We start from the raw sequence: 24,031 nt of genomic DNA, 5'->3' as shown, positions 1-24,031 counted from the left end.
CGCCTCCCCCTTCAGATCGGTCTTAGAGAATCGCAGATTCGCCTTTGCGCAAAGCCCTCGCAAGCGGGAGAGGGAGCCTATGCAGTCCCGTCGCGTAGCTGCAACCTTCCCCCGTTAACGCTTTGATCCGCCTCGCTTTGCCTTGCCTCCGCCACACCATTAGGGTAACGCCGCCGCGATGTGGGGATCGGGTAGGGGCTGGGCCCCACCGATGGCAGCGGTCCCGAGGGGATGGGATAGCCTTAAGTGTCTGAATTATTTAACGAAGTCGACGAGGAAGTCCGGCGCGATCAGCTCAAGAAGCTGTGGGACAAGTACTCGCTCTTTATCATCGCCCTGGCGATCCTGATCGTTGCGGGCGTCGGTGGCTGGCGCGGCTACCAGTATCTCGAGGCCAGGAAGGCCGCCGAGGCCGGCGCGGCGTTCGACCGCGCCGTCGAGCTGTCCGATCAGAACAAGCATGCCGAGGCGGAGGCCGCCTTTGCCGCCCTCATCACCAAGGCGCCGTCGGGTTACCGCAATCTGGCGCGGCTGCGCATGGCCGCCGAGGTCGCGACCCGCGATCAGCCGGCTGCCGCGAAGCTCTATGACGAGATCGCAGCCGACCGCAGCGTCGGCGGTCCCGAGCAGGACCTGGCGCGGATCCGCGCCGCGCAGATCCTGATGGAGACCACCACCTATCCGAACATGCTGCAACGGCTCGAGGCGACGGCAACGGCGAAGGACTCGACGTTCCGCCATTCCGCGCGCGAGCTGCTGGCGCTGTCGGCCTGGCGCGCCAACGATGCCACCGCTGCGCGGCAGTGGCTCGACCAGATTGCCAATGACGGCGAGACGCCGCCGAGCATGCGCTCGCGCGCCGAGGCGCTGCAGGCACTGTTGCCGCCGGTCGCCAAGAGCTGAGGAGGCATGATCTGCAAAAGTGGGAACCGGTTTTCCCTCGCGACAAACGCGAAGCGTTTGCGCGGAGATCATGCCCAGACAAAACCCGAGTTTGAGTGAGAGATCGACCATGCGCCGCTCGCAACGCCTGATCGCAGCCGCAGTTCTGACAGCGCTTTGCAGCGTGCTGGCGGGTTGCGGCGGTGGCGGCATGTCCAATTTCGACCCGAGCGATCTGCTCGACTTCCTCGACACCAAGAAGAAGCTGCAGGGCGACCGCAAGCCGGTATTCCCCGAAGGCGTGCCCGGCCTCGATCAGGGCGTGCCGAAGGAATTGTACAAGGGCTCGCAGCAGGAGCAGCTCGATCAGCAGAACGCCGCGGCAGCCGCCGCCGCCCAGCCGGCCCCGCCGCCGGAGCCGCCGAAGGGCGCCAAGAAGCACGCCAAGGGCAGGGCAGCGCCGGCCGCGGATCAGGCGGCTGCTCCCGATGCCGCAGCCGAGGAGGGCGCGCCCGCCGCGCTGCCGCCGGAGCCGAAGCCGAAGAAGATCGTCCGCCGCCGCACCACCGCGCCACCCGCCGACGACCAGCAGGCGCAGCCTGCGGCCCCGGCCCAGCAGACCCAGACCACGCAACAATCCGGCGGCGCCTTCCCCGCACCGCTACCGAGCGGCGGATTTTCACGCTAATTGCGAGCGGGATTCCACCTCGCCCCGCCTGCGGGGAGAGGTCGGAATTCAAGCACACCTTGAATTCCGGGTGAGGGGGAGTCTCCACGAACTCACAACAGGCAGTGTTCGCGGAGAGGGCCCCTCACCCCAACCCTCTAAGAGCGAGCTCCGCTCGTCTCGACCGCGTAAGAACGGGGAGAGGGAGAAGATGCTCCATCATTTGCTTCGACCGCTTCCCATTCCTGCTGTAGTTCTTTCCAGCACCTTGACCCGCGGACTACAGACCGCGCCTGGATGATCCATGTCTTTCACCATCGCCATTATCGGCCGGCCCAATGTCGGAAAGTCGACGCTGTTCAACCGGCTGGTCGGCCAGAAGCTCGCGCTGGTCGACGACGAGCCCGGCGTGACGCGTGATCGCCGCGAGGGCCAGGCCAAGCTCTACGACCTTGACTTCACCATCATCGATACCGCGGGCCTGGACGAAGGCGCCAAGGGTTCGCTGACGGCGCGGATGCAGGAGCAGACCGAAACCGCGATCGAGCTCGCCGACGCCCTGATGTTCGTGATCGACGCCCGCGTCGGCCTGACGCCGACCGACCGTGCCTTCGCCGACTTCGCGCGAAAGGCCAACAAGCCGGTGGTGCTGGTCGCCAACAAGGCCGAGGGCAAGCATGGCGAGATCGGCGCGATGGAATCCTACGCGCTCGGGCTCGGCGATCCCGTCCAGATCTCGGCCGAGCATGGCGAGGGCATGGGCGACCTCCACGAGGCGCTGAGCGCGCTGGTGCCGGAGACACCGGAGGAAGACGACGAGCTTGAGGATGACGAGGACATCTCGGAGGAGGAGGCCGCGCAGCGTCCGATCCGCGTCGCCATTGTCGGCCGGCCCAATGCCGGCAAGTCGACGCTGATCAACCATCTGCTCGGCGAGGAGCGGCTGCTGACCAGCCCCGAGGCCGGCACCACGCGCGATTCCATCGCGGTCGAGATCACCTGGCAGGGCCGCCAGTTCCGGGTGTTCGACACCGCCGGCCTGCGCCGCCGCTCGCGGATCGAGGAGAAACTGGAGAAGCTCTCGGTCGCCGACGCGTTGCGCGCGGTGCGCTTTGCCGAAGTCGTCGTGATGATGATGGACGCGCAGAACAAGTTCGAGGAGCAGGACCTGCGCATCGCCGACCTGATCGAGCGCGAAGGCCGCGCCATCGTGCTCGCGGTCAACAAATGGGACCTCGTCGAGCGCAAGCCCAACCAGATCTCGCAACTGCGCACCGATGCCGACCACTGGCTGCCGCAGGTCAAGGGCGCGCCGATCGTCGCCGTCTCCGGCCTGATGGGCGAAGGCATCGACCGCCTGATGACGGCGATCCAGGAGGCCTATGCGGTCTGGAACCGACGCTTGCCGACCTCGGCGCTCAATCGCTGGTTCGAGCAGGCGATCCAGGCCAACCCGCCGCCGGCGGTCTCGGGCCGCAGGCTGAAGCTGAACTACATCACGCAAGTGAAGGCGCGCCCGCCGAGCTTCGTGCTGTTCTGCTCGCGCGCCGACGCGATCCCGCGATCCTATCTGCGTTACCTCATCAACTCGCTGCGCGAGACCTTCGATCTGCCGGGCACGCCGATCCGGATCACGCTGCGCGAGAAGGCCAATCCGTTCGCCCACAAGCGCAAACGGCCGTCGTGAGCGGCGAGGCCGAGCATAGCGTTTTCGAGCGAAGTGGGGTACCGGTTCGCGTGAAGAAAACGCGTCAAAATGAGAATCCCAAGCCTGCGGCCGTTCCGCAACCGCGCAGCGGCGCGGTGATCTTCATCTTCATCACCCTGCTGCTCGACATGCTCGCGCTCGGGATCATCATCCCGATCCTGCCGAAGCTGATCGAGGGCTTCGTCGACAACGACACCGCAAACGCGGCGCGCATCTTCGGCGTGTTCGGCTCGATCTGGGCCTTGATGCAGTTCGTCTGCTCGCCGATCCTCGGCGCGCTGTCCGATCGCTTCGGCCGCCGGCCGGTGGTGCTGCTGTCGAATTTCGGTCTCGCCGCCGACTATGTGCTGATGGCGCTGGCGCCGAACCTGATCTGGCTGTTCATCGGGCGGGCGATCTCGGGCATCACCTCGTCGAGCATCTCGACCGTGTTCGCCTATATCGCCGACGTCACCGCGCCGGAGCAGCGCGCCGCTATGTTCGGCAAGATCGGCGTTGCCTTCGGCGCGGGCTTCATCCTCGGACCGGCGCTGGGCGGCCTGCTCGGCGAGATCGATCCGCGGCTGCCGTTCTGGGCGGCGGCGGGTTTGAGCTTCGTCAACGGGCTCTATGGCCTGTTCATCCTGCCGGAATCGCTGCCCGTGGAGCGGCGCGCGCCGTTCAAATGGAAGAGCGCCAATCCGATCGGCGCGCTGCATTTCCTGCGCTCGAACCGGACGCTCGCCGGCCTGTCGCTGGCGACGTTCTTCGGCCAGCTCGCGCATGTCGTGCTGCCCTCGGTGTTCGTGCTCTACGCCACCTATCGCTATGGCTGGGACACCGGCACCGTCGGTGCGACGCTGGCGCTGGTCGGCCTCTGCGGCATGATCGTGCAGGGCGCGGCGATCGGCCCGATCGTGCAGCGCCTCGGCGAGCGCAACGCGCTGTTCCTCGGCCTCGTCTGCGGCGCCCTGGGCTTCGTGATCTTCGGCGCCGCGCCGACCGGCCAGCTGTTCTGGATCGGCATTCCCGTGATGGCGCTGTGGGGCCTCTCGGGCGCTGCGACGCAGGCGCTGACGACGCAACTCGTCGCCGCCGACCAGCAGGGCCAGTTGCAGGGCGCGACATCAAGCGTGCAGAGCATGTCGGAACTAATCGGCCCCTTCCTGTTCACGCTGACGTTTGCGTATTTCATCGGCGACAATGTGCCGCTGAAAATGCCCGGCGCGCCGTTCTATCTGGCCGGCGCGCTGCTGCTGCTCGCACTCGCCATCGCCTGGCGCGCGACGGCGGCGAAGAAAGCCTAGGGCGGGCAAAGGCGCCGACGGATCCACCGCGAGACGTTCTATTCCGTCGCCGGCACCGAATGGTGTTCGTGGATGACGCGCCACTCGTCGTCGATCTTGCGCAAGCCGATCGTCAGCCTGAACTGGAACGTGGCATCAGGTGGGCCGCACCGCATCACCGCGACCGCGAAGGCCACATCGTCGCCGGCCGTGATCGCGATCTCCTCGATATCGAAGGCGTAGGAGGGGCGGTGATACCTGAAGAACAAGTCCCACGTCTTGCCGTACGCGTCCAATCCGCGTGACTGTAACGGCGGCGGAACGTCGAACATCACGATGTCCTGATCGTGACGGGCGAAGATGCCGGGATAGTCGCGTCGGCGGACGGCGTCCGCCCAGGCTTCGATGAGTGTTCTGACTTCGGTTTCTGCCCTGTGGCTCTGCTGTGTCATCGTTCGCGTGCTCCGAGTGCTGGCTGATCGATGCTTCGAGGACGAATGCGAGCGCGCCGATCCGACATGCTGATGGGTCCGACCGCATCTTTCCGATTGCGTCATTTTGCCTGTTTACAAACCATCTGGTTGGTTTGTATAAGAACTGATACCGGTTGAAGACGCGCGCCTCGCTCCGGGGCGCTCTGCCAGGAGCAGCATGGTGACCGACGAGGCCGTTGATATCTGCGATGAATTGACCCGCTTCAGCGACGCGCAGGCGGCGCTGTTGACGTTCCGCGGCCTTGTCTACCTGACCGACCTGAAACTCGATGGCGGCAGGCACGGGACGATCGTCGCGGCCAGTTATGCCGACGCGCAGGCCATCGCACGCGCGCGCGGTCGAGGGGAACGGGTCGTCGGCCGAATGGCCCACGGCTTCCTTCATGGCCTGCTGCAGAAGGTTCGCTTGTGCGCGTGAGCGATCGGATGGCTCGATGACCGATTCCTGAAATTGATGCGTCTTTCGAGGCCGGCACCGCCATTTCGCGGACGCCGTTCGCGCTGCCTCGCAGATCAGATGCGGCGCTTGAGATTGACCGAAGCCGCTGAGATACTGTGATCTCAAGCGTCTCCTTCCTGAGTACACCATGGATAATCCTTCCCGCTCGGAACGCTCCCGCAACGCCGCACTTGACGCCGCGATCACCATCGTGACGCGCGATGGTCCGGGGCGCCTGACGCTGGACGCGATTGCGCGCGAGAGCGGTCTCAGCAAGGGCGGCGTGATGCATCAGTTCCGTACCAAGGAAGCGGTGCTGCGCGCCTTGCTCGAGCAGCAGATGGCGCATTTCGAGGAATTCTCGAACCGCTACATCGAAAAGGTGCGCGGGACCACGGACCAGCCCGAACTGTCGGCGCAGATCGCGACGCTGCGGGAGGCGATCTCGACGCCGCGGGCAGGGGCGTTCGCACTGCTGGCGGCGATGAACGAGAATCCCGAATTGATGGCGATGCCGCGCGATGTCGACATCAAGAAGGTCGCGCTGATGAAGGCCGAGGCGAGGGATCCCGATCTGGCGCTGCTGCGCTGGGCGGCGGCGCGGGGTCTGCTGCTGAGCTCGTTGTTCGGCCTGTCGTCGCTGTCGGACGCGGAGCGCGATCGCCTGTTCGAACGATTGCTCGACGACAGCAAGTGGACCGCGATGGAGCAGGGGGCGACCGAGGCAACAAAGCCGTCCAGGGCGACGGCGGCACACGCGGCATCGCCGCGGCCTGCCAGCGCACCGGCCACAAAGCCGGCATCGGCGCGCAAGCGCGGCTGAATTTCGAGCGCTTTCGAAAGCGCAACGCCGCCCAAGCGGAATATGGATCGCTTGGCGGCGTTGGATCGGCACCGGGCCCCTGAAATCCCCCGGCGATTTCTGCCGTACCACACGAGATATCTCGGGTTTGTGACAACGCGCGGCCGCCATTCGCGAAGCGGCCTCGCCAGCCAGCACGACATTTCGACCGCCGCATTTTTCTAACGCGGTTCCGGCAATTGCAACTTTACAAACCAACTGGTCGGTTTTATAGTTCGTCGCACTGAGGCAAGATCTGGCGGCGCCGCGACGGCGAGCCAGGTCGGCAGTGACGGCCGCAGCCGTACTTTCAGCCCCGGACGCGGCTGCGGCCGAGCTGCTCTTCCGCTTTAGGGTCGGATGAGGAGATTGGAATGGAGAGCTCGATCGCCGCGCGCGGTCTGGGAGCGATGGCGCTTTGCGTCCTCGCCGGAGGATGTGCCGCCGTCACGCCGGTGGCCTATTCGGATGTGGCATCGTCGGCCTACATGACGCCGGACACGTCCGATTCTTCGGGGCGTGTGCCGTATCGCTATGCGCCGCCGGTCGACTGGCGGAGCTACAACAAGGTGATGATCGATCCGGTCGTGATCTATCGCGGCGCGGATCATCAGTTCGGCGACATGTCCGAGAAGGACAAGCAGACGCTCGCCGCCTACATGCAGACCCGCTTCGCCGACAAGCTGCGCGGCCGCTTCACGCTGGTGAACACGCGCGGGCCGAACACGTTCCGCCTGCGGCTGACGCTGACCGGCGCGGTCGCCAACACGCCGGTGCTCGGCACGCTGTCGCGTTTCGATCTGGCAGGCGCGGTCTACAACGGCGTGCAGGCCGCGCGCGACGGCGAGGGCACGATGACGGGCTCCGTCATCTATGCCGTCGAGATGTTCGACAGCTCGACCTCGCGCCTGCTCGGCGCCTATGTCAGCAAGCAATATCCCAACGCCTACGACATCAAGGCCAGCGTCGGCGATCTCGCTGCGGCCACCGCCGGCATCGACAAGGGCGCCGATGCGTTCATGGCGCAATTGAAGTGAGGCGCGCCTCCCGCGTCCGCAAACCATCCCGACACTGAAAGGTCCTTTACCATGAACTTTCTGGTTCGCATGTTTCTGCGCAGCCTCGTCGCTGCCTTGCTGATGAGTTCGACCGGCCGCGCCGAGACGATTGCGCCTGCCGATCCCAGCGGCACCTGGCTGACCGAGGACGGCCGCGCGCGCATCCGTCTCGAGCGCTGCGGCCCTGTGCATGACCGCGTCTGCGGTTTCATCGTGTGGATGAAGGATCCGCTTGATTCACACGGCCAGCCGTTCCGCGACAGCTTCAATCCCGACCCCGACAAGCGGACACGTGCGCTGCTGGGCCATCAGCTGATCCTCGGATTGAAGCTGACGCCGGAGGGCAAGTTCGACGGCGATATCTACAACGCCGAGGACGGCAAGTCCTATGCGGTCTCGCTGTGGCGCGACAAGTCCGACCGGCTGAAGCTCAAGGGATGCCTGCTCAAGCTGCTGTGCCAGACCCAGACCTGGACGCAGACGCTGGACGTGCAGCCGGGCCAGCTCGTCGGCCTGACCGGCGATGTCGGCGGCCCGCGCGCCGACAGGGAATGGGCGTCGCTGCCAGCGCCCGTCAAGGCGAAGTCGGCGGCGAAGTAAGAAGGTGCAAAAAGTCATTCCGGGGCGATGCGCAGCATCGAACCCGGAATCTCGAGATTCCCCGATGCGCAATTGCGCATCTGAGGTTCGCGCGTTGCGCGCCCCGGAATGACCGCTACGCGGTCACTTCTTCAGCAGCGGACAGTCGCTGGCCTCAAGCGGCTTCGCGGCGTCTTCCGGCGCGATCGTGGCGATCAGCTTGTAATAGTCCCAGGGGTATTTGGACTCTTCGGGCTTCTTCACCTCGAACAGATAGGCCGGGATCAGGCGCCGGCCGTCGGCGCGCAGCGGGCCCTTGCCGAACAGCGGATCGTCGGTCGGCAATTCCTTCATCTTGGCGACGACCTTGGCGCCGTCATGCGGATTGCCGCCGAGCGCTTCCATCGCCTTGAGATAGTGCAGCACCATCGCGTAGTTGCCGGCCTGGGTCATCGACGGCATTGCGTTCTTGTTGGCGAGGGCGGAGAACCGCTTCGACCAGGCGCGGGTCTGGTCGTTCATGTCCCAGTAGAAGGATTCCGTGAACGTCAGGCCTTGCGCGGTCTTCAACCCGAGCGAATGCACGTCGTTGATGAACAGCAGCAGCGCCGCAAGTTTTTGGCCGCCGGAAACGATGCCGAATTCGGCCGCCTGCTTGATCGCGTTGGTGGTGTCGCCGCCGGCATTGGCGAGGCCGACCACCTTGGCCTTGGACGATTGTGCCTGCAGCAGGAACGACGAGAAATCGGCGGTGTTGATCGGATGCTTGACGCTTCCGAGCACCTTGCCGCCATTGCCGTTGACCACCGCGGTGGTGTCGCGCTCAAGCGCGTGGCCGAATGCATAGTCGGCCGTCAGGAAGAACCAGGTGTCGCCGCCGGCCTTCGTCAGTGCCTTGCCGGTGCCGTTGGCCAGCATGTAGGTGTCGTAGGTATATGAAATCGTGTTCGGCGTGCAGGCCTTGCCGGTGAGGTCGGCGGTCGCCGCGCCCGAATTCAGCAGGACGATGTTCTTCTCCTTGACGAGATTGTTGACCGCAAGCGCCACGCCGGAGTTCGGCGTGTCGGCGATCGCGTCGACCTTCTCGTTGTCGACCCATTGCCGGGCGAGGTTGACGCCGACGTCGGGCTTGTTCTGGTGGTCGCCGCTCAGGACGTCGATCTTCCAGCCCTTCTTGAGCAGGCCGGAATCCTCGACGGCCATCTTGATCGCGACCACCGAGTTCGGGCCGCCGATGTCGGCATAGAGGCTCGACATATCGTTCAGCACGCCGATCTTGACGGTCTTGTCCTGCGCGAACGCAGAGGTTGAGAAGCCGAGTGCAGCGCAAGCAAGAAGCGCGGCGCAGCGCCGCGCAAACGTCGTTGTCATGAAATTCCCTCCACTGTCTAAAGTCCGGGCAGCCCTCTTGCGGAGCCTTTTTGCCGGTCGCACAAGTTCCCGCTTACCCTTTCCCGGGGGAGGCGGCAATCCGCCTAAAGCCGGGTGGGCCTGCGTCGAAGCGTCATCCGGTGAAATCCCTACTTGAGCGCGTCGGAGGTCAGCTTGAATTTCTGGATCCGCTTTCCGGTGTCGACCTCGGCGGTATAGACGTTGCCCTTGGCGTCGACCGCGAGCGCGTGCACCCAGTGGAATTGCCCGGCGTTGCGGCCGTTGCGGCCGAAGCTGCCGACCACCGCGCCGTCGTCACGCCTGATGATGCGGATCTCGTTGTTCTCGCCGTCGGCGGAGAGCAGGTAGGTCTGCTTGGGATCGGGCCACAGCGCGATGTCCCACACCGCGCCGTTGCCGAGCGTGCTCCTCTCGAAGAAGAACTCCTTCACGAAGCTGCCGTCCTTCCTGAACACCTGGATGCGGTTGTTGATGCGGTCGCAGACATAGACCAGTCCGTCATTGGCGATCTTCACGCAGTGCACGGGATTGCCGAACTGTTGCGCGACCTGCGCCTTCGGATCGTAGGGCGGCTGCTTGGCGTCATCGGGCTTGTTGCCATAGGCGCCCCAGTGCCGCTTGTAGGCGCCGGTGGTGGCATCGAACACGATGACGCGCCGATTGCCGTAACCGTCGGCGACGTAGATCTCGTTGGCCTCCTTGTCGATCGCGGTCTCTGCGGGCTTGCCGAGCTGGGTGGTGTCGTTACTGCCCTTGCTCGGTGCGATCGAGCCGATCTGCGCGACGAATTTGCCGTCGAGGGTGAACTTGAGGATCGCATTGTCATTGTCGGCGTTGCCGCCGATCCAGACGAAGCCGCGCTCGTCGACCTCGATGCCGTGCTCGCGGCCAACCCACTCATAGCCGTCACCCGGACCGCCCCAGGATCGCAGCAGATTGCCGTCAGCGTCGAATTCAAGCACCGGCGGCGCCGAGATGCAGCATTTCGAGCGCGGCGGATTGAGGCTCGCGCCCTTCTCGTCGTCGGTCAGCGAGCGTGGCCGGTGGATCATCCAGATATGGCCCTGCCAATCCACCGTGATGCCGCCAACCTGGCCGAGGATCCAGTTGTTCGGCAGCGGCTTTGGCCAGGACGCATCGACCGCGAAGGTCGGGACCTCGCCGGCCCTGGCGGGCGCGTGCAGAGCGAGAAGGGCGGATGATGCGATGCAGGCGGAGAGAAACAATCCGGACAGAATGGAGCGCGCACGATTGAACGTCGGCGTCATTGGTCGTCTCCCGAGATTTTTCTTGGCGGTGGTCCCGCTGGGAGCGCAGTCAATCGTGGGGACGCGAGCGAGTCAATCGCAAGGAGGTGCGTAGCCCGGATGGAGCGAAGCGAAATCCGGGGCCGGTTTCTCCGCGTAGAGACTATCCCGGATTGCGCTTCGCTCCATCTGGGCTACGGGAGAGAGAGAACCGTGCTCACGCCGGCGGCTGGAAGGTCCGCAGCGTGCGCGCCTTGTAGTCGTAGAGCTTGCCGGTCTCGGTCCACGCGGGCGAACACATCGGCACGATGAATTCGGCGGCCATGTCGGGCGTATCCAGCGTCATCGGGTCTTCGCCGGGAAACACCTGCGCGCGCATCCGGGTCCGGATCGGGCCGGGGCTGAACAGGTTGACGCGCAGCGCCGTGTTGGCGGTCTCGTTGGCCCAGGAGCGCACCAGTGCCTCCAGCGCGGCCTTCGAGGCGGCATAGGGGCCGAGATAGGCGTTGGCCTTGTGGGCAACGCCCGACGTCACGAACACGGCGCGGCCGGCGTCGGACTGACGCAGCAGCGGGTCCATGCAGCGGATCAGCTGGAAATTGGCGTTGACGTTGATCGCGAACACGTCGTTCCACGGCTTCAGCTCGATATGGCCGAGCGGCGAGGAGGGACCCGCGGTGCCGGCATTGCCGACCAGGATGTCGAGCTTGCCGTGGCGCTCATGCAACGCGAGCCCGAGCCGCGCGATGCCGTCGTAGTCGGTGAGCGAGAGCGGCACCAGGGTGGCGCTGCCGCCGGCCTTGCGGATCTCGTCGTCGAGCTCTTCCAGCCCGCCTTGCGTGCGCGCCACCGCCACGACATGCGCGCCGGACTTGGCCAGCGCGAGGGATGTCGCATAGCCAATGCCGCGCGAGGCGCCGGTCACGAGGGCGATACGGGAGGCGAGGGGTTTTGTCATGTCTGTCCGTCCGTGGTCTGGCGGCGGGTATTACAGACAGAAATGGCCGGGACAAGCCCGGCCGTGGCCAAAACACACCGTCATTCCGGGATGGTCCGAAGGACCAGACCCGGAATCTTGAAATTTGAGGCAAGAACGCAAGACAATTTCGAGATCCCGGGTTCGATGCTGCGCATCGCCCCAGGATGACGCTTCGCCTCAGCTCGCCTCGGCCAGCAGCGAGAGCTGGCGCGGCGGCGCCTCGGTTTCGCTCTGGTCGGTCAGGTGGGTCGGATAGGCGCCGGTGAAGCAATGGTCGGCGAATCTCGGATTTGCCGGGTCGCGCCCCTCATGGCCCATCGCGCGGTACATGCCGTCGATCGACAGGAAGGCGAGCGAGTCGGCGCCGATGATGTCGCGCATCTCCTCGAGCGAATGGGTGGCGGCGAGCAGGCCGCCGCGGTCCGGCAGGTCGATGCCGTAATAGTCGGGATAGAGGATCGGCGGCGAGGCGAGGCGGAAATGCACCTCGCGGGCGCCGGCGTCGCGCATCATGCGCACGATCTTCTTCGAGGTGGTGCCGCGCACGAGGCTGTCGTCGATCAGGATGATGCGCTTGCCCTCGATCGCGGCGCGGTTGGCCGAATGCTTCATGCGCACGCCGAGCTCGCGCACGCTCTGGGTCGGCTGGATGAAGGTGCGGCCGACATAGTGGTTGCGGATGATGCCGAGCTCGAACGGCACGCCGGAATACTGGCTGTAGCCGACCGCGGCGGGCACGCCGGAATCCGGCACCGGCACCACGACGTCGACCTCGGGATGGCTCTCGCGCGCGAGCTGGGCGCCGAACGCCTTGCGCACGTCGTAGACCGAGCGGCCGCCGACGATCGAGTCCGGCCGCGCGAAATAGATGTATTCGAAGATGCAGGGCCGGGCCGGCTTCGGCGGGAACGGCTTGTGGCTGTGCGCGCCGGTCTCGTCGAACACGATGATCTCGCCGGGCTCGATGTCGCGGACGTATTTGGCGCCGATCATGTCGAGCGCGCAGGTCTCCGAGGTCAGGATCGGACGGCCATCGAGATCGCCGAGCACCAGCGGGCGGATGCCGAGCGGGTCGCGCGCGCCGACCAGCTTCTTGTTGGTCAGCGCGACCAGCGCATAGGCACCTTCGATGGTGCGCAGCGCCTCGATGAAGCGGTCGATGAAGCGGGTGCGCTTGGACTGTGCCACGAGATGCAGGATCACCTCGGTGTCGGTGGTCGACTGCATCATGGCGCCGCCCTTGACCAGCTCGCGGCGCAGGGTCAGGCCATTGGTGAGGTTGCCGTTGTGGCCGACCGCAAAGCCGCCGGCGCTGAGCTCGGCGAACAGCGGCTGCACGTTGCGCAGGATGGTGCCGCCGGTGGTGGAGTAGCGGACATGGCCGACCGCGGCGTTGCCGGGCAGGCGCTCGATCACCTCGCGGCGGGAGAAGGCGTCGCCGACCAGGCCGAGGCGGCGTTCACTGTGGAAGCGGCTGCCGTCGAAGGAGACGATGCCGGCGGCTTCCTGGCCGCGGTGTTGCAGGGCGTGCAGGCCGAGTGCGGTGATCGCGGCGGCCTCGGGATGGCCGAAGATGCCGAACACGCCGCATTCCTCGCGGAGCGTGTCGCCATCGAGATCCGGGTGATATCTGAGAGGGTCTTGCAGTTCGATCGGGCCGAGGTCGAGATCCATTTGGTCGGTATGATCCGAAGGGGTCTGCATCTCGTTCATCGCCTCTCGTAAGGGCCCAAATAGTTTATCGGCCCGCGGGTTTCTCGATCAGCTTCTTCAAGCTGTCACGCGCAGGTTTGCTATAGCCATCACCCGACGCCGGCGTCGCCTGATCATTGGTATCGGCCGCAGAATCGTCGTCTGGCTTATTCTTCTTGAACTTCTTTAAGATGGTGTTCTCGGGGTCGTCAGGCAAGAGCGACATCAGCCAATCCCCGGTTCCCTGCAGCACCACCCGGGACTTCGCCCCGGTCACCCAATCGGGCCGCTGCTTGTCCGGAACCAGCCAGGTGAAGAACATGAACGCCACGACCACGATCAAAAGGCCGCGGGCGAGCCCGAACAGGAAGCCGAGGGTGCGGTCGAGTGCGCCGATCCGGGAATCCAGGATCATGTCCGAGATCCGCACCGTGACGATCGAGACCACGATCAGCGTGCCGATGAAGACGCCGGCCACCACGACCACGGCCGCGACCGTGTCGTTATTGAAGTAGGTCTTGGCGGTCGGCAGAAGCTTCGAGAACGCATACAGCGTGACCAGCGCCGCGGCGCCCCAGGCCGCGATCGACAGGATCTCGCGCATGAAGCCGCGCACCATCGCGAGCAGGCCCGAAATCAGCATCACGCCGAGCAGGACGAGATCAAGTATCGTTATGGGCATCGGCTTGTCAGGTCCGCTGGGTACGTTTCGGTACGCTGTTAAGGGCTTACGTTGTTAAGGGCTTACGCTGCTAAGGGCTCTCGCGAATCGGCAAAGTCGGTGCCGTCCTAACTGAGGCGCATTGGGGGCATCCGGCAAGGCCAGAGCGCCACCTGTCCCGCGCGGCGGATGTATAGCGGCGGGGGGCTGATACGTCACGCCCGCTTTAGCTGGTCTCGCGACGGAATCGGGCCGGTGTGGCATTTTTCTCAGCCGCATCAGGGCCTCCGGAGCCGCCCGGGTCGCGCCGGTCGCCTCGCGGTGTTCCCCGGTCGCCTCTTGGCGTTCCCCGGTCGCCTCTTGGCGTACCGCGTGCCGCAATTTCGGCGACCAGCGTGGTGAGATTGCCGACGCTGTTGAGGGTGAGCCCTGAATCGCCGCCGCTCTCGCCGCGGGCCGATTCGGGCAGGATGGCGCGGGCGAAGCCGAGCTTGAGGGCCTCCTTGAGCCGGGCCGGGGTCTGCGCCACCGGGCGGATCGCGCCCGATAGCGAAATCTCGCCGAAATAGACCGCGTCCGTCGGCAGCGGCGCATTCACCAGCGAGGAGACCAGCGCGGCAGCCGCGGCAAGGTCCGCGGCCGGCTCCTGGATGCGCAGGCCGCCGGCGACATTGAGATAGACGTCATGTCCGGACAATTTGACGCCGCAATGCGCTTCCAGCACCGCGAGCACCATCGACAGCCGGCTCGGATCCCAGCCGACCACGGCGCGACGCGGCGTACCGAGCGAAGTCGGCGCCACCAGCGCCTGCAATTCGACCAGCACCGGACGGGTGCCCTCGATGCCGGCGAACACCGCCGTGCCGGGGCTGCCGAGCTCGCGCTCGGAGAGGAACAATTCCGAGGGGTTGGTGACCTCGCGCAGGCCGAGCCCGGTCATCTCGAACACGCCGATCTCGTCGGTCGCGCCAAAACGGTTCTTCACCGAGCGCAGGATGCGGAACTGCTGCGAGCCTTCGCCCTCGAACGACAGCACCGCGTCGACCATGTGCTCGACCACGCGGGGGCCGGCGATCTGGCCGTCCTTTGTCACATGGCCGACCAGGATGATCGCGGCACCCGTCTTCTTGGCAAATCTGATCAGCGCCTGCGCCGAGGCGCGGACCTGGGTCACCGTGCCGGGCGCGGATTCCACCGTGTCGGTCCACATGGTCTGGATCGAATCGATCACGATCAGGCGCGGCACCGCGCCTTCCGACAGCGTCGCGACGATGTCCTCGACCGAGGTTTCCGAAGCCAGCTGCACCGGCGCGTCCGCGAGCCCCAGCCGTTCGGCGCGCAGCCGCACCTGGGCGACCGCCTCTTCGCCGGAGATATAGACCGCGCGGTGGCCGGCGCGTGCCATCATGCTGGTCGCCTGGGTCAGCAGCGTCGATTTTCCGATGCCGGGATCGCCGCCGACCAGCAGCACCGAGCCGCGGACGAAGCCGCCGCCGGTGACGCGGTCGAGCTCGGCCATCCCGGAGGACAGCCGCGGCGCGTCCTGGGTCTTGCCGGACAGCGATTCCAGCGCAAACATCCGCCCCTTGCGCTTGCTGCGGATCGAGACCGGCACCGAGCCTGTGGTGTCTTCCTCGGCCAGCGTGTTCCACTCGCCGCAGGAGTCGCACTTGCCCTGCCAGCGATTATACGCCGCGCCGCAGTTCTGGCAGACGAAGGAGAGGGTGGATTTGGCCATGGAGCAGGTGAGTCGCGCTATCGAGCACGATGCATAACACGGTTCGGCCGCCGCGCACGATCCATCGAAGACGGAGCGCCCGATGGCGGGACCGGCTCAGCGCGAGAACACCCGCGTTCCGCCCGGCCAGCGCGGCTTGTCGCCGACCGGGCTTGCGCCGATTTCCCAGCCGACGCCGCCCCACAGCACGTCGACGGCACCAAGCTCGCCGGCGCTGTCGCGGACGTAAAACACGTTCGGCTTGGCGTTGACCTCCAGCGGGCCGGTGCTGCCGCTCGGCTGTCGCCTCAACGCGCACCAGACGTCGGCCAGCCTGCTCTCGTGGCTCTGACCGAGTTTGGCGAGGATCTCCTTGTCGCTCGAGGCTGCGCTCAGGATGAAGGTCTGCAACGATGCGCCGCCGCTATCGTCCTCGATCTTGTTCGTGAAGCGCTGCGCGAAGGTCGCGCCCAACCAGGAAATCCTGACCGGCGCGCTCGAGGCGATGTCCTCCTTGAAATGTTCCCGCGCGACGAATTTTTCGGCGTGGGGAATTGCCGAGGTCGACGACGGATCGGACGGTTCCTCAGGTTTCGACTGCAGGGAACATGCAACGCGGTCAGCAGCGGCAACGGCGCCCGGCTGTCCCGGTCTTGCATCGTCTGCCGCGACGCTCAAACCTTGTGCCGCCAGAAACACAGTCAACCACAGGGTGAGGCTTTGCTGGCGCATCTTGTTGTTGTCCCTGAATCCGCTGTGCTCGCGGAGACAAGGTAAACCGCATCTTGCAGATGTAAATCAAAGATCAGGTTTCTGGTTAAGGATAAAAAGTAAGTTCAACTACAGCGCGAATTTGAATCAAATGCGCTTCGCGCAAGGGAACTGCTCTCGTTTGTACGCGGTCAAACGCGGAGGTCCCGCCTCGACAGCGGCAGCGGCGGATTCTCGCGCGGCGTCAAACTCGTCGGTAGAGCCCGGCAGCATCTCGCCTGCGCGCGCAACGGATCGCTCCAGCTCCAGCGAACTCGCCAGGACGGATTGTTCGCGTAGGCCGGAATTCGCCAGACCCAGATCGTCTCGTAAACGCTGTCTCCGAACTGCGCGACATCGGGCTTCGCCGTCGGCCAGAACGCCGAGCCGGCAACAGCGAACGTCACAATCGCCGCAGTCGTGATCATCATCTTGCGCATCGCGCGCCTGCCTTTCCCGCCTGTCGTGGGCTTTGACAACCCGCGACTCCCAATGCTTCGACTTGCGATCCCGACTCCGTCAGGCCGACATCGGCGACATCAGGCGCCGGGCTCTGCGCCCGATCTGCACGCCATGTGTCGCTGAACTCGTGTCGCCTGAACTCTCGGGACTCGCATCCGGGTCGTCGATCAACCCTGTGATGCCCGCTGGAGCAAAGTTCTTTTCCGCAAACGATCAAGTGCAAGTAATGAGATTGTCATAAACGGAGTGGCCGGATGGTGGCAATCCGGATAACAACGGAAGCTGAGCGCTCAACAAAACTCTTTCGGGGTACGCGCCACCCGATGCGCAAAGCCCCGTAGAATTACGACATCATCGGGAGGATGTCGGTGTTCGTCACGCTGAAATCGGTTTGCCCAAGGCTTGGTCTCACGCAGTCGATGTCGGAATTTTACTGCGTCATTGCGGACCACAGCAACGCCGTGCCCGCCGCCAGCATGATGCCGTCCATGATCAGGCGGAACGACTCCGGCTTCAGCTGCAGCACGAAGCGTTTGGCGATGAAGGCACCGGCCATCAGCGAGGCGCCGGCGATCAGGCCCTTCAGCGCGATGTCCGGCGTCAGCGCGCCGAAGCGCTCGAACGTCACCGACTTGCTGACATAGAGCCCGAGCGAGCTTGCGGCTTCAGTGGCGAGGAACGCGCCCTTGCTGAGACCGTAGAACAGGAACAGCGGCACGCTGAGCGGACCAGTCGAGGCCACGATGCCGGTGAGATAGCCGATGAGCGCGCCGCCGATTGCGAGATGCCAGAGATTGGCCTTCAGCCTGTGCCGCGCCAGCCAGTGCCGCACCGGCACCATCGCGATCAGGAATACGCCGATCGCGATATCGACCGCATGCGAGGGCAGGGCGAGCAGGGTGCGCGCGCCGAGCGCGGCGGCCGGAATGCCCGTGATCGAATAGGCGATGCAGGCACGCCAGTCGACCTCGCGCCACCAGGCGAGGATGCGCGACAGATTGGCCATCACGGCGGCGACGGCCATGATCGGTACCGCCTGCTTCGGCCCGTACTGATAGACCAGCACCGGCATCAGCATGATCGACGAGCCGGTGCCGACGATGCCGGAAATGGTGCCGGCGACCAGGCCGACGATGAGGACGAAGAGGAAGCCCACCTGCGCGCTCCGGTGAGGTATGATCGCCCCATACCTCTGAGTTGCCCGACGGCGCAAGCCCCCGCAGCTCGCGCAACAAACTCGATGTCGTCCCGGCGCAGGCCGGGACCCATAGCCACCGAAGGTGATTGTTGCACGACGCTGGGGCCACAGCTTTCCTTACCAAGCCAATCCTGTGGTTATGGGTCCCGGCTTTCGCCGGGACGACGGCGGTGTGTGCGGCATCATCCGATCCGCGTCGCGTCCACCATCCACGAGGCGTGATGCCGGCACGTCACCTCAGCACCACCCACGCCGGTGCGTGATCGCTGGCGCCGTCCTCGCCGCGGATGGTGCGGTCGACGCCGGCTTTCACAAGCCGCGGCGCCACTGCGGGGCTGAGCAGGAGATGATCGAGCCGGAGGCCTGCATCGCGTGGCCAGCGCTGGCGCTTGTAGTCCCAGAAGGTGAACATCGGTGCGTCCGGATGCAGGGTGCGGATCGCATCGCACCAGCCCTGATCGACCAGCGCCTTGAAGGCGGCGCGGCTCTTCGGCTGGATCAGCGCATCCTTGTCCCAGGAGCGCGTCGGGTAGATGTCGAAGGGCGTCGGCGCGACATTGTAGTCGCCGGCGAGCACCACCGGGACGTCCTCTTTGAGCAGCTTGGCGGCATGGGCGCGCAGCCGCTTGAACCAGGCGAGCTTGTAGTCGAATTTCGGCCCGGGCTGCGGATTGCCGTTCGGCAGATAGAGGCTGGTGACGACGATGCCGCGCACCGCGGCCTCGATGTAGCGCGCTTCGTGATCGCCGGCATCGCCGGGCAGGGCGGTGCGGATCAGCACCGGCTCGGCCTTGCGCGCGAGGATGGCGACGCCGTTCCAGGTCCTCTGTCCCTGCCACACCGCGCCGTAGCCGGCCTGCTCGATCGCGGCCGCGGGAAACTCGGCGTCGCTGGCCTTCAGCTCCTGCAGGCTGACGATGTCGGGCTTGGCGGTCTTGAGCCAGTGCAACAGGTTGGGCAGGCGGCGGTTGACGTTGTTGATGTTGAAGGTCGCGATCTTCATGCGCACCGGCAATCGCGGACCTTGATCATGTCAGGTGGACGTCGCCGTTGGCTCGGCGGCCGGCAATGGCGGCGGCGCAGCGGGCGCTGCTGTTGGCAAGGCTGGCGGCGCTGCGGGCGTGGCAGCCGGCTCGCTCGTCTCGGCGACCGCGTCGCTTCTCGCGGCGACGGCATCGCCACCCTTATAGATGCGCACGAAGCGGCGGCCGAGGCTGGTCAGCACCTCGTAGCCGATGGTGCCGAAATGATGCGCGACTTCGTCGACCGTGATGCCGTCGCCGATCAGCGTCACCATGTGGCCGCGCCGCACGGCATTCTTGTCGAGGTCGGTGACATCGACCGCGATCAGGTCCATCGAGACGCGGCCGGCGATCGGGCAGCGCTTGCCGGCGACCACGACCTCGGCGCCGCGGGTGCCGTCATTGGCGCTGGCGGCGCGGAAATAGCCGTCGGCATAGCCGGCGGAGACGATCGCAAGCCGGGTCGGCCGGCGCGCGGTCCAGGTGCCGCCATAGCCGACGGTCTCGCCGCGGTCGATGTTGCGGATCTGCACGATGCGCGCCTTGAGGTCGACCACCTGCTGCATCGGGTTGTCGGCCTCCGGCGTCGGATTGACGCCGTAGAGCGCGCAGCCCGGCCGCACCATCTCGAACTGGAATTGCGCGCCGAGAAACACGCCGGAAGAATTCGCCAGCGAGGCCGGCACGCCGGTGAACAGGCTCGCGATCTCGCGGAAGCTCGCGAGCTGCTTGGCGTTGGCGGGATTGTTGAGCAATTCGGCGGAGGCGAGGTGGCTCATGACCAGTGTGATGCCATGGTCGCCGGCATTGATCCGCGGGATGATGCCCTGCGCCTCGCTGACCGTGAGCCCCAGCCGGTTCATGCCGGTGTCGATATGGATGGCGGCGCCGCCGGACCAGCCGGAGCGGCGGCAGAACACGTCCCATTCGGCGAGCTCGTTGAGATCGCCGATCACCGGCTTGCAGTCGATCCTGGCATAGGCGTCGCCGCTGTTCTGGAAGAAACCGCCGAGCGAATACACCGTCGCCTCGGGAGCGGCCGCGCGCACCGCGGCGGCTTCCTCGACGCTGGCGACGAAGAAGGTCTTGCAGCCGGCCTTGGCCAGCGCCCGCGAAACTTGCTCGGCGCCACAGCCATAGGCGTTGGCCTTGACCACGGCGGCGCATTCGGCCGGCACCGCGGTCTTCTCGAGCTTGCGCCAGTTGGCGATGATGGCGTCGAGGTCGATGGTGAGGATACCGCTGGCGGTCGGGTGGGCCGCCAGCAAACTGGCCTCGGGTGTCAGCTGCGATTTCGCGTCAGTCACGATGTTCATGGCTCAGTTGTACGCGGGTGCCCTGCGTCGTTCAACCGAGTCCGGATCTCAGTGGCCGTGATCCGGAACCTGACCGTCGGGTGCGAGGTCGCCGAAGCGCGTGACGCTGGCTTCGAAGTGCAGATCGACCGTGCCGGTCGGGCCATGGCGCTGCTTGCCGATGATGACTTCGGCCTTGCCGTGGGCAAGGTCCATGTCCATCTGCCACTTCTCATATTCCGGCGTACCCGCGCGCGGCTCCTTGTTGGCGAGGTAGTATTCCTCGCGATAGACGAAGATCACGACGTCGGCGTCCTGCTCGATCGAGCCGGATTCACGCAGGTCGGACAGCTGCGGCCGCTTGTCGTCGCGGTTTTCGACCTGACGCGACAGCTGCGACAGCGCGATGATCGGAACGTTCAGTTCCTTGGCCAGCGCCTTCAGGTTGGTGGTGATCTCGGTGATTTCCTGCACGCGGTTGTCGTTGCCGCGTTTGCCCGAGCCCTGCAGCAGCTGGATGTAGTCGATCACGATCAGGTCGAGGCCCTTCTGGCGCTTGAGCCGTCGCGCCCGCGCGGTGAGCTGCGAGATCGAGAGACCACCGGTTTCGTCGACGTAGAAGGGCAGCGATTGCAGCTCGATCGAACAGTCGCGGATCTTCTCGAAATCCAGTTCGCTGATGCCGCCGCGGCGGATGTGGCTCGAGGGGATGCCGGTGCGCTCGGCGAGAATACGGGTGGCGAGCTGTTCGCCGCTCATTTCGCAGGAGAAGAAGCCGACACAGCCGCCATTGACTGCCTTGGTGGTGCCGTCCGCCTGGACCTCGGGCACATAGGCTTTGGCGATGTTGTAGGCGATGTTGGTGGCGAGCGATGTCTTGCCCATGCCGGGACGGCCGGCGAGGATGATGAGGTCGGACGGCTGCAGGCCGCCCATCTTGGCGTCGAGGTCGCGCAGACCGGTCGAGATGCCCGACAGCTTGCCGTCGCGCTGGAACGCCTTCGCCGCCATGTCGACCGCGATCGTCAGTGCCTGTGCGAAGCGCTGGAAGCCGCCGTCATAGCGGCCGGTTTCTGCAAGGCCGTAGAGCTGCCGCTCGGCATCCTCGATCTGGGCGCGCGGCGCGAAGTCGACCGGCGCGTCGTAGGCGACGTTGACGATGTCCTCGCCGATCTGGATCAGGTTGCGGCGCAAGCTGAGATCGTAAACGGTGCGTCCGTAGTCCTGGGCGTTGATGATGGTGGTCGCTTCGGCGGCAAGCCGGGCGAGGTATTGGCCGACCGTCATGCCCCCGATGTCGAGCTCGGCCGGCAGGAACGTCTTCAAGGTCACGGGGTTCGCGACCTTGCCCATCCGGATCAGGCTTCCGGCGGTTTCATAGATTTGCTGATGGATGGTCTCGAAGAAGTGCTTCGGCTCCAGGAAATCGGAGACCCGGTAGAAGGCGTCGTTATTGACCAGGATCGCGCCCAGCAGGCCCTGTTCCGCTTCGATGTTGTGCGGCGCACTCCGGTAGGCCGGGGATGCGGCGTCGGGCGCGAGCTTGTGGACGTTCGAATCAATCAAGGCCATGGACGAGCTTATTCTTCTGATTTCGTCGTTACTGAGATTTTCGGATGTGGGGCCGCGATGAAGCGCCAGCCCGGCACGAAGCGAAAGGACGGATGTTTCTTATGCACGATTCACACAACGCGAGGTGTGAATCCGAAACAGCCGGATGCATTCCGCTTGACGGGGGTTTTGTCCGAAACCGGGCGGGACCCGGCCGATCAGCACTGTCGTTGGCAAAAATCGGACGCCGCCTGAACCTTTTGCCAGGCGAGCGGACCCATGGAGAGGCGAGGCGGCTGTTGGCGTCGATTCCTCAGACCAAAATGAGGAAGGCCAGCGCGATCAAGGCGGCCACCACGCCAGTGGCGATCAGGGCGTAGTCGGTCGCGATATCGCGCTGCGGGTCCAACATCGTCTGGTGTGTTTCTCGGGTCATTCCGGACCACTACGACAGCCCGGGACAGACCTCTGTGAAGCAGATCACATGCGCCGCACTTTTTTTGCGGCAGGTTCGCGGGAACGACCCGGCGGATTCCGGGTTGTCTCCGCTCAGGGAAGATACGGCGGCGATGGCTCGAGAGTTTCAGACAGCGCGATCAGGGCTCGGCCGGGCAAATGGCATGGACCGCCGCTGGGTGGCTTCGCTTGTCGATGCCATGGAGCAGGCGGCGCGCCCGGAGGTCCGCAATGTTCCCTGCGATGCCCGGTTGATTTCCGCCGCCGCGGCCCATCTGGCCCGTCCCGCACCGACCTTTACCCATTGCAGGTCGGTCTACAGCCTGCGCAACTAGCAGCACCTGTTCCGTTAGACCTATTCGCCGGCGAGTTGCAGCCGGGGCTTGGCCGCGCCGGCCTCCTTCAGCCGCAGACGGGCTTCTTCGCCGCCGATATAGTCGCGAGTGATCGGGACGATGCCCTGGCGCTTGGTGAGCTGCAGCTGGAAGTTCATCATGTTCTGCACGCGGAACGACATCTCCGAGGCTGCCAGATAGAATTCCCACATCCGGGCAAAGGTCTCGTCGTAGAGCCGCACGGCCTCCTCGCGCCGCGCCATGAAACGCTCGCGCCACGCCTTCAGCGTCTCGGCATAGTGCAGGCGCAGGATCTCCATGTCGCAGATCAGCAAGCCGGCCTTCTCGATCGCCGGCATGACCTCGGACAGCGCCGGAATGTAGCCGCCGGGGAAGATGTACTTCCGGATCCAGGGGCTGGTGACATCGGGGCCGGTCGAGCGCCCGATCGAATGCAGCACCATGACACCGTCGTCGCTCAAAAGTTCGGCGCAGCGCGCAAAGAAGGTTTCATAGAAGGCGACCCCGACATGCTCGAACATGCCGACCGAAACGATGCGGTCGAACGGTCCGGGGATGTCGCGGTAGTCCTGCATCAGGAAACGCGCGGAGTGCGCCAGGTTCCGCTCCGCCGCCCGCGCGCTGGAAATCTGCAGCTGCTCGGTCGACAGCGTGACGCCGGTGACGTCGGCGCCGCTCATCTCGGCGAGATAGAGCCCAAGGCCGCCCCAGCCGGAACCGATGTCGAGGATGCGGTGGCCGGGCTTGATCAGGAGCTTTGCGGCGAGGTGACGCTTCTTGGCGAGCTGGGCATCGTCCAGCGTCGCGTCCGGTGTCTCGAAATAGGCGCAGCTGTATTGCTTGTCCGCGTCGAGGAAGAGCGAATAGAGGCGGCCGTCCAGATCGTAATGACGGGCGACATTGCTCCTGGATCGGCCGCGCACATTGATCTGCTGGGCGCGGCGTCCGAGGAAGCGTACCCAGGCCTGCAGCCTGGCAAAGTTCGGCAGCATGGCTGCCTGACCCATCAGGACCGCCAGCACGTCGGCGATGGTGCCTTGCTCCACCACGAACGTACCGTCCATGAAGGCTTCGCCGAGATACAGTTCGGGATCGACCAGGATGCGGAGTTCGGCCGCCCGCGTCACGAAGCGCACGGCGACCGGTACGCCCGTGCCGTCACCGCAGGTGAATTGAGCGCCGCTCGCGGTCGTGAACGTGATCGAACCGCGGCGGATGAAGCGCCCCAAGAAGTATCGCAACAATCGGTCCATCGAAACACCAACGGAACGGCAAGCTGCACACCGACACCACCGGAGCTGATCACCCCAATGTGTCCCC

Annotated in this window: 24 protein-coding genes; 9 read left to right on the top strand and 15 right to left on the bottom strand. The window is 65.3% G+C overall.

Features of this window, described 5'->3' with window-relative positions; genetic code table 11:
- Positions 1-246 precede the first annotated feature (246 nt).
- The 4 genes from IF803_RS35150 (at position 247) to IF803_RS35135 (ending at position 4,543) form a co-directional block, all read left to right on the top strand.
- Positions 247-903, top strand: a complete 657-nt coding sequence (locus tag IF803_RS35150; protein ID WP_028344772.1) for a tetratricopeptide repeat protein — start codon at positions 247-249, stop codon at positions 901-903.
- Positions 904-1,012: 109 nt separating this feature from the next.
- Positions 1,013-1,570, top strand: coding sequence for a hypothetical protein (locus tag IF803_RS35145; RefSeq protein WP_461195372.1), 558 nt, complete (start codon positions 1,013-1,015; stop codon positions 1,568-1,570).
- Positions 1,571-1,853: 283 nt separating this feature from the next.
- Entirely contained in the window at positions 1,854-3,236 is a 1,383-nt protein-coding gene (gene der / locus IF803_RS35140) for a ribosome biogenesis GTPase Der (protein ID WP_461195371.1), read from the top strand.
- 50 nt (positions 3,237-3,286) lie between these two features.
- Complete coding sequence (locus IF803_RS35135; RefSeq protein WP_028344774.1) at positions 3,287-4,543, top strand: tetracycline resistance MFS efflux pump; 1,257 nt, start codon at positions 3,287-3,289, stop codon at positions 4,541-4,543.
- A gap of 38 nt (positions 4,544-4,581) precedes the next feature.
- Here IF803_RS35135 and IF803_RS35130 read toward each other — a convergent pair whose 3' ends face one another.
- Complete coding sequence (locus IF803_RS35130; protein WP_461195370.1) at positions 4,582-4,974, bottom strand: nuclear transport factor 2 family protein; 393 nt, start codon at positions 4,972-4,974, stop codon at positions 4,582-4,584.
- A gap of 199 nt (positions 4,975-5,173) precedes the next feature.
- Here IF803_RS35130 and IF803_RS35125 point away from each other — a divergent pair, with 199 nt between their 5' ends.
- From IF803_RS35125 to IF803_RS35110, 4 genes are all read left to right on the top strand, one after another.
- The gene (locus tag IF803_RS35125; protein ID WP_461195369.1) at positions 5,174-5,434 is read left to right on the top strand and encodes a hypothetical protein; all 261 of its coding nucleotides are present in this window, start codon (positions 5,174-5,176) and stop codon (positions 5,432-5,434) included.
- Positions 5,435-5,603: 169 nt separating this feature from the next.
- Complete coding sequence (locus tag IF803_RS35120) at positions 5,604-6,278, top strand: TetR/AcrR family transcriptional regulator (RefSeq protein ID WP_461195368.1); 675 nt, start codon at positions 5,604-5,606, stop codon at positions 6,276-6,278.
- A gap of 392 nt (positions 6,279-6,670) precedes the next feature.
- The gene (locus tag IF803_RS35115; RefSeq protein ID WP_310883182.1) at positions 6,671-7,333 is read left to right on the top strand and encodes a DUF3313 domain-containing protein; all 663 of its coding nucleotides are present in this window, start codon (positions 6,671-6,673) and stop codon (positions 7,331-7,333) included.
- 51 nt (positions 7,334-7,384) lie between these two features.
- The gene (locus IF803_RS35110) at positions 7,385-7,954 is read left to right on the top strand and encodes a DUF2147 domain-containing protein (protein WP_461195367.1); all 570 of its coding nucleotides are present in this window, start codon (positions 7,385-7,387) and stop codon (positions 7,952-7,954) included.
- A gap of 123 nt (positions 7,955-8,077) precedes the next feature.
- Here the strand turns inward: IF803_RS35110 and IF803_RS35105 are convergent, their stop codons facing one another.
- The 13 genes from IF803_RS35105 to IF803_RS35045 form a co-directional block, all read right to left on the bottom strand.
- The gene (locus tag IF803_RS35105) at positions 8,078-9,304 is read right to left on the bottom strand and encodes an ABC transporter substrate-binding protein (protein ID WP_461195366.1); all 1,227 of its coding nucleotides are present in this window, start codon (positions 9,302-9,304) and stop codon (positions 8,078-8,080) included.
- 149 nt (positions 9,305-9,453) lie between these two features.
- Complete coding sequence (locus IF803_RS35100; protein WP_461195365.1) at positions 9,454-10,593, bottom strand: NHL repeat-containing protein; 1,140 nt, start codon at positions 10,591-10,593, stop codon at positions 9,454-9,456.
- Between the two features lie 196 nt (positions 10,594-10,789).
- Positions 10,790-11,530, bottom strand: a complete 741-nt coding sequence (locus IF803_RS35095) for an SDR family NAD(P)-dependent oxidoreductase (protein ID WP_461195364.1) — start codon at positions 11,528-11,530, stop codon at positions 10,790-10,792.
- A gap of 198 nt (positions 11,531-11,728) precedes the next feature.
- Positions 11,729-13,255: an amidophosphoribosyltransferase gene (gene purF / locus IF803_RS35090; protein WP_028344783.1), complete on the bottom strand. Its 1,527-nt coding sequence runs from the start codon at positions 13,253-13,255 to the stop codon at positions 11,729-11,731.
- Positions 13,256-13,289: 34 nt separating this feature from the next.
- Entirely contained in the window at positions 13,290-13,925 is a 636-nt protein-coding gene (locus IF803_RS35085; RefSeq protein ID WP_026192677.1) for a CvpA family protein, read from the bottom strand.
- A 205-nt stretch (positions 13,926-14,130) separates the two neighbouring features.
- Positions 14,131-15,642 (bottom strand): DNA repair protein RadA, encoded by a 1,512-nt coding sequence (gene radA / locus IF803_RS35080; RefSeq protein WP_461195363.1) that lies wholly within the window; start codon positions 15,640-15,642, stop codon positions 14,131-14,133.
- A gap of 96 nt (positions 15,643-15,738) precedes the next feature.
- Entirely contained in the window at positions 15,739-16,353 is a 615-nt protein-coding gene (locus tag IF803_RS35075) for a hypothetical protein (protein ID WP_461195362.1), read from the bottom strand.
- A 170-nt stretch (positions 16,354-16,523) separates the two neighbouring features.
- Positions 16,524-16,811, bottom strand: coding sequence for a hypothetical protein (locus IF803_RS35070; protein ID WP_461195361.1), 288 nt, complete (start codon positions 16,809-16,811; stop codon positions 16,524-16,526).
- 452 nt (positions 16,812-17,263) lie between these two features.
- Positions 17,264-17,989, bottom strand: a complete 726-nt coding sequence (locus tag IF803_RS35065) for a sulfite exporter TauE/SafE family protein (RefSeq protein ID WP_028335150.1) — start codon at positions 17,987-17,989, stop codon at positions 17,264-17,266.
- Between the two features lie 274 nt (positions 17,990-18,263).
- Complete coding sequence (locus IF803_RS35060) at positions 18,264-19,034, bottom strand: exodeoxyribonuclease III (RefSeq protein ID WP_461195360.1); 771 nt, start codon at positions 19,032-19,034, stop codon at positions 18,264-18,266.
- Positions 19,035-19,064: 30 nt separating this feature from the next.
- A complete protein-coding gene (alr, locus tag IF803_RS35055) occupies positions 19,065-20,369 on the bottom strand; it encodes an alanine racemase (RefSeq protein ID WP_461195359.1) in 1,305 nt (434 codons plus the stop codon).
- Between the two features lie 48 nt (positions 20,370-20,417).
- Positions 20,418-21,920, bottom strand: a complete 1,503-nt coding sequence (locus IF803_RS35050; protein WP_028344789.1) for a replicative DNA helicase — start codon at positions 21,918-21,920, stop codon at positions 20,418-20,420.
- 292 nt (positions 21,921-22,212) lie between these two features.
- On the bottom strand, positions 22,213-22,335 hold the full coding sequence (locus IF803_RS35045; RefSeq protein ID WP_256520498.1) for a hypothetical protein: 123 nt from the start codon (positions 22,333-22,335) through the stop codon (positions 22,213-22,215).
- Positions 22,336-22,369: 34 nt separating this feature from the next.
- Between IF803_RS35045 and IF803_RS35040 the strand changes: the two genes are divergently transcribed.
- Positions 22,370-22,690, top strand: a complete 321-nt coding sequence (locus tag IF803_RS35040; protein WP_461195358.1) for a hypothetical protein — start codon at positions 22,370-22,372, stop codon at positions 22,688-22,690.
- Positions 22,691-22,710: 20 nt separating this feature from the next.
- Here IF803_RS35040 and IF803_RS35035 read toward each other — a convergent pair whose 3' ends face one another.
- Positions 22,711-23,964 carry a class I SAM-dependent methyltransferase gene (locus tag IF803_RS35035; protein WP_411780619.1) on the bottom strand — a complete coding sequence of 418 codons (1,254 nt, stop codon included), beginning with the start codon at positions 23,962-23,964 and terminating at the stop codon, positions 22,711-22,713.
- Positions 23,965-24,031 lie beyond the last annotated feature (67 nt).

The sequence above is a fragment of the Bradyrhizobium sp. UFLA06-06 genome (genome assembly GCF_054820065.1).
This window is presented reverse-complemented; position numbering and strand designations above follow the sequence as displayed.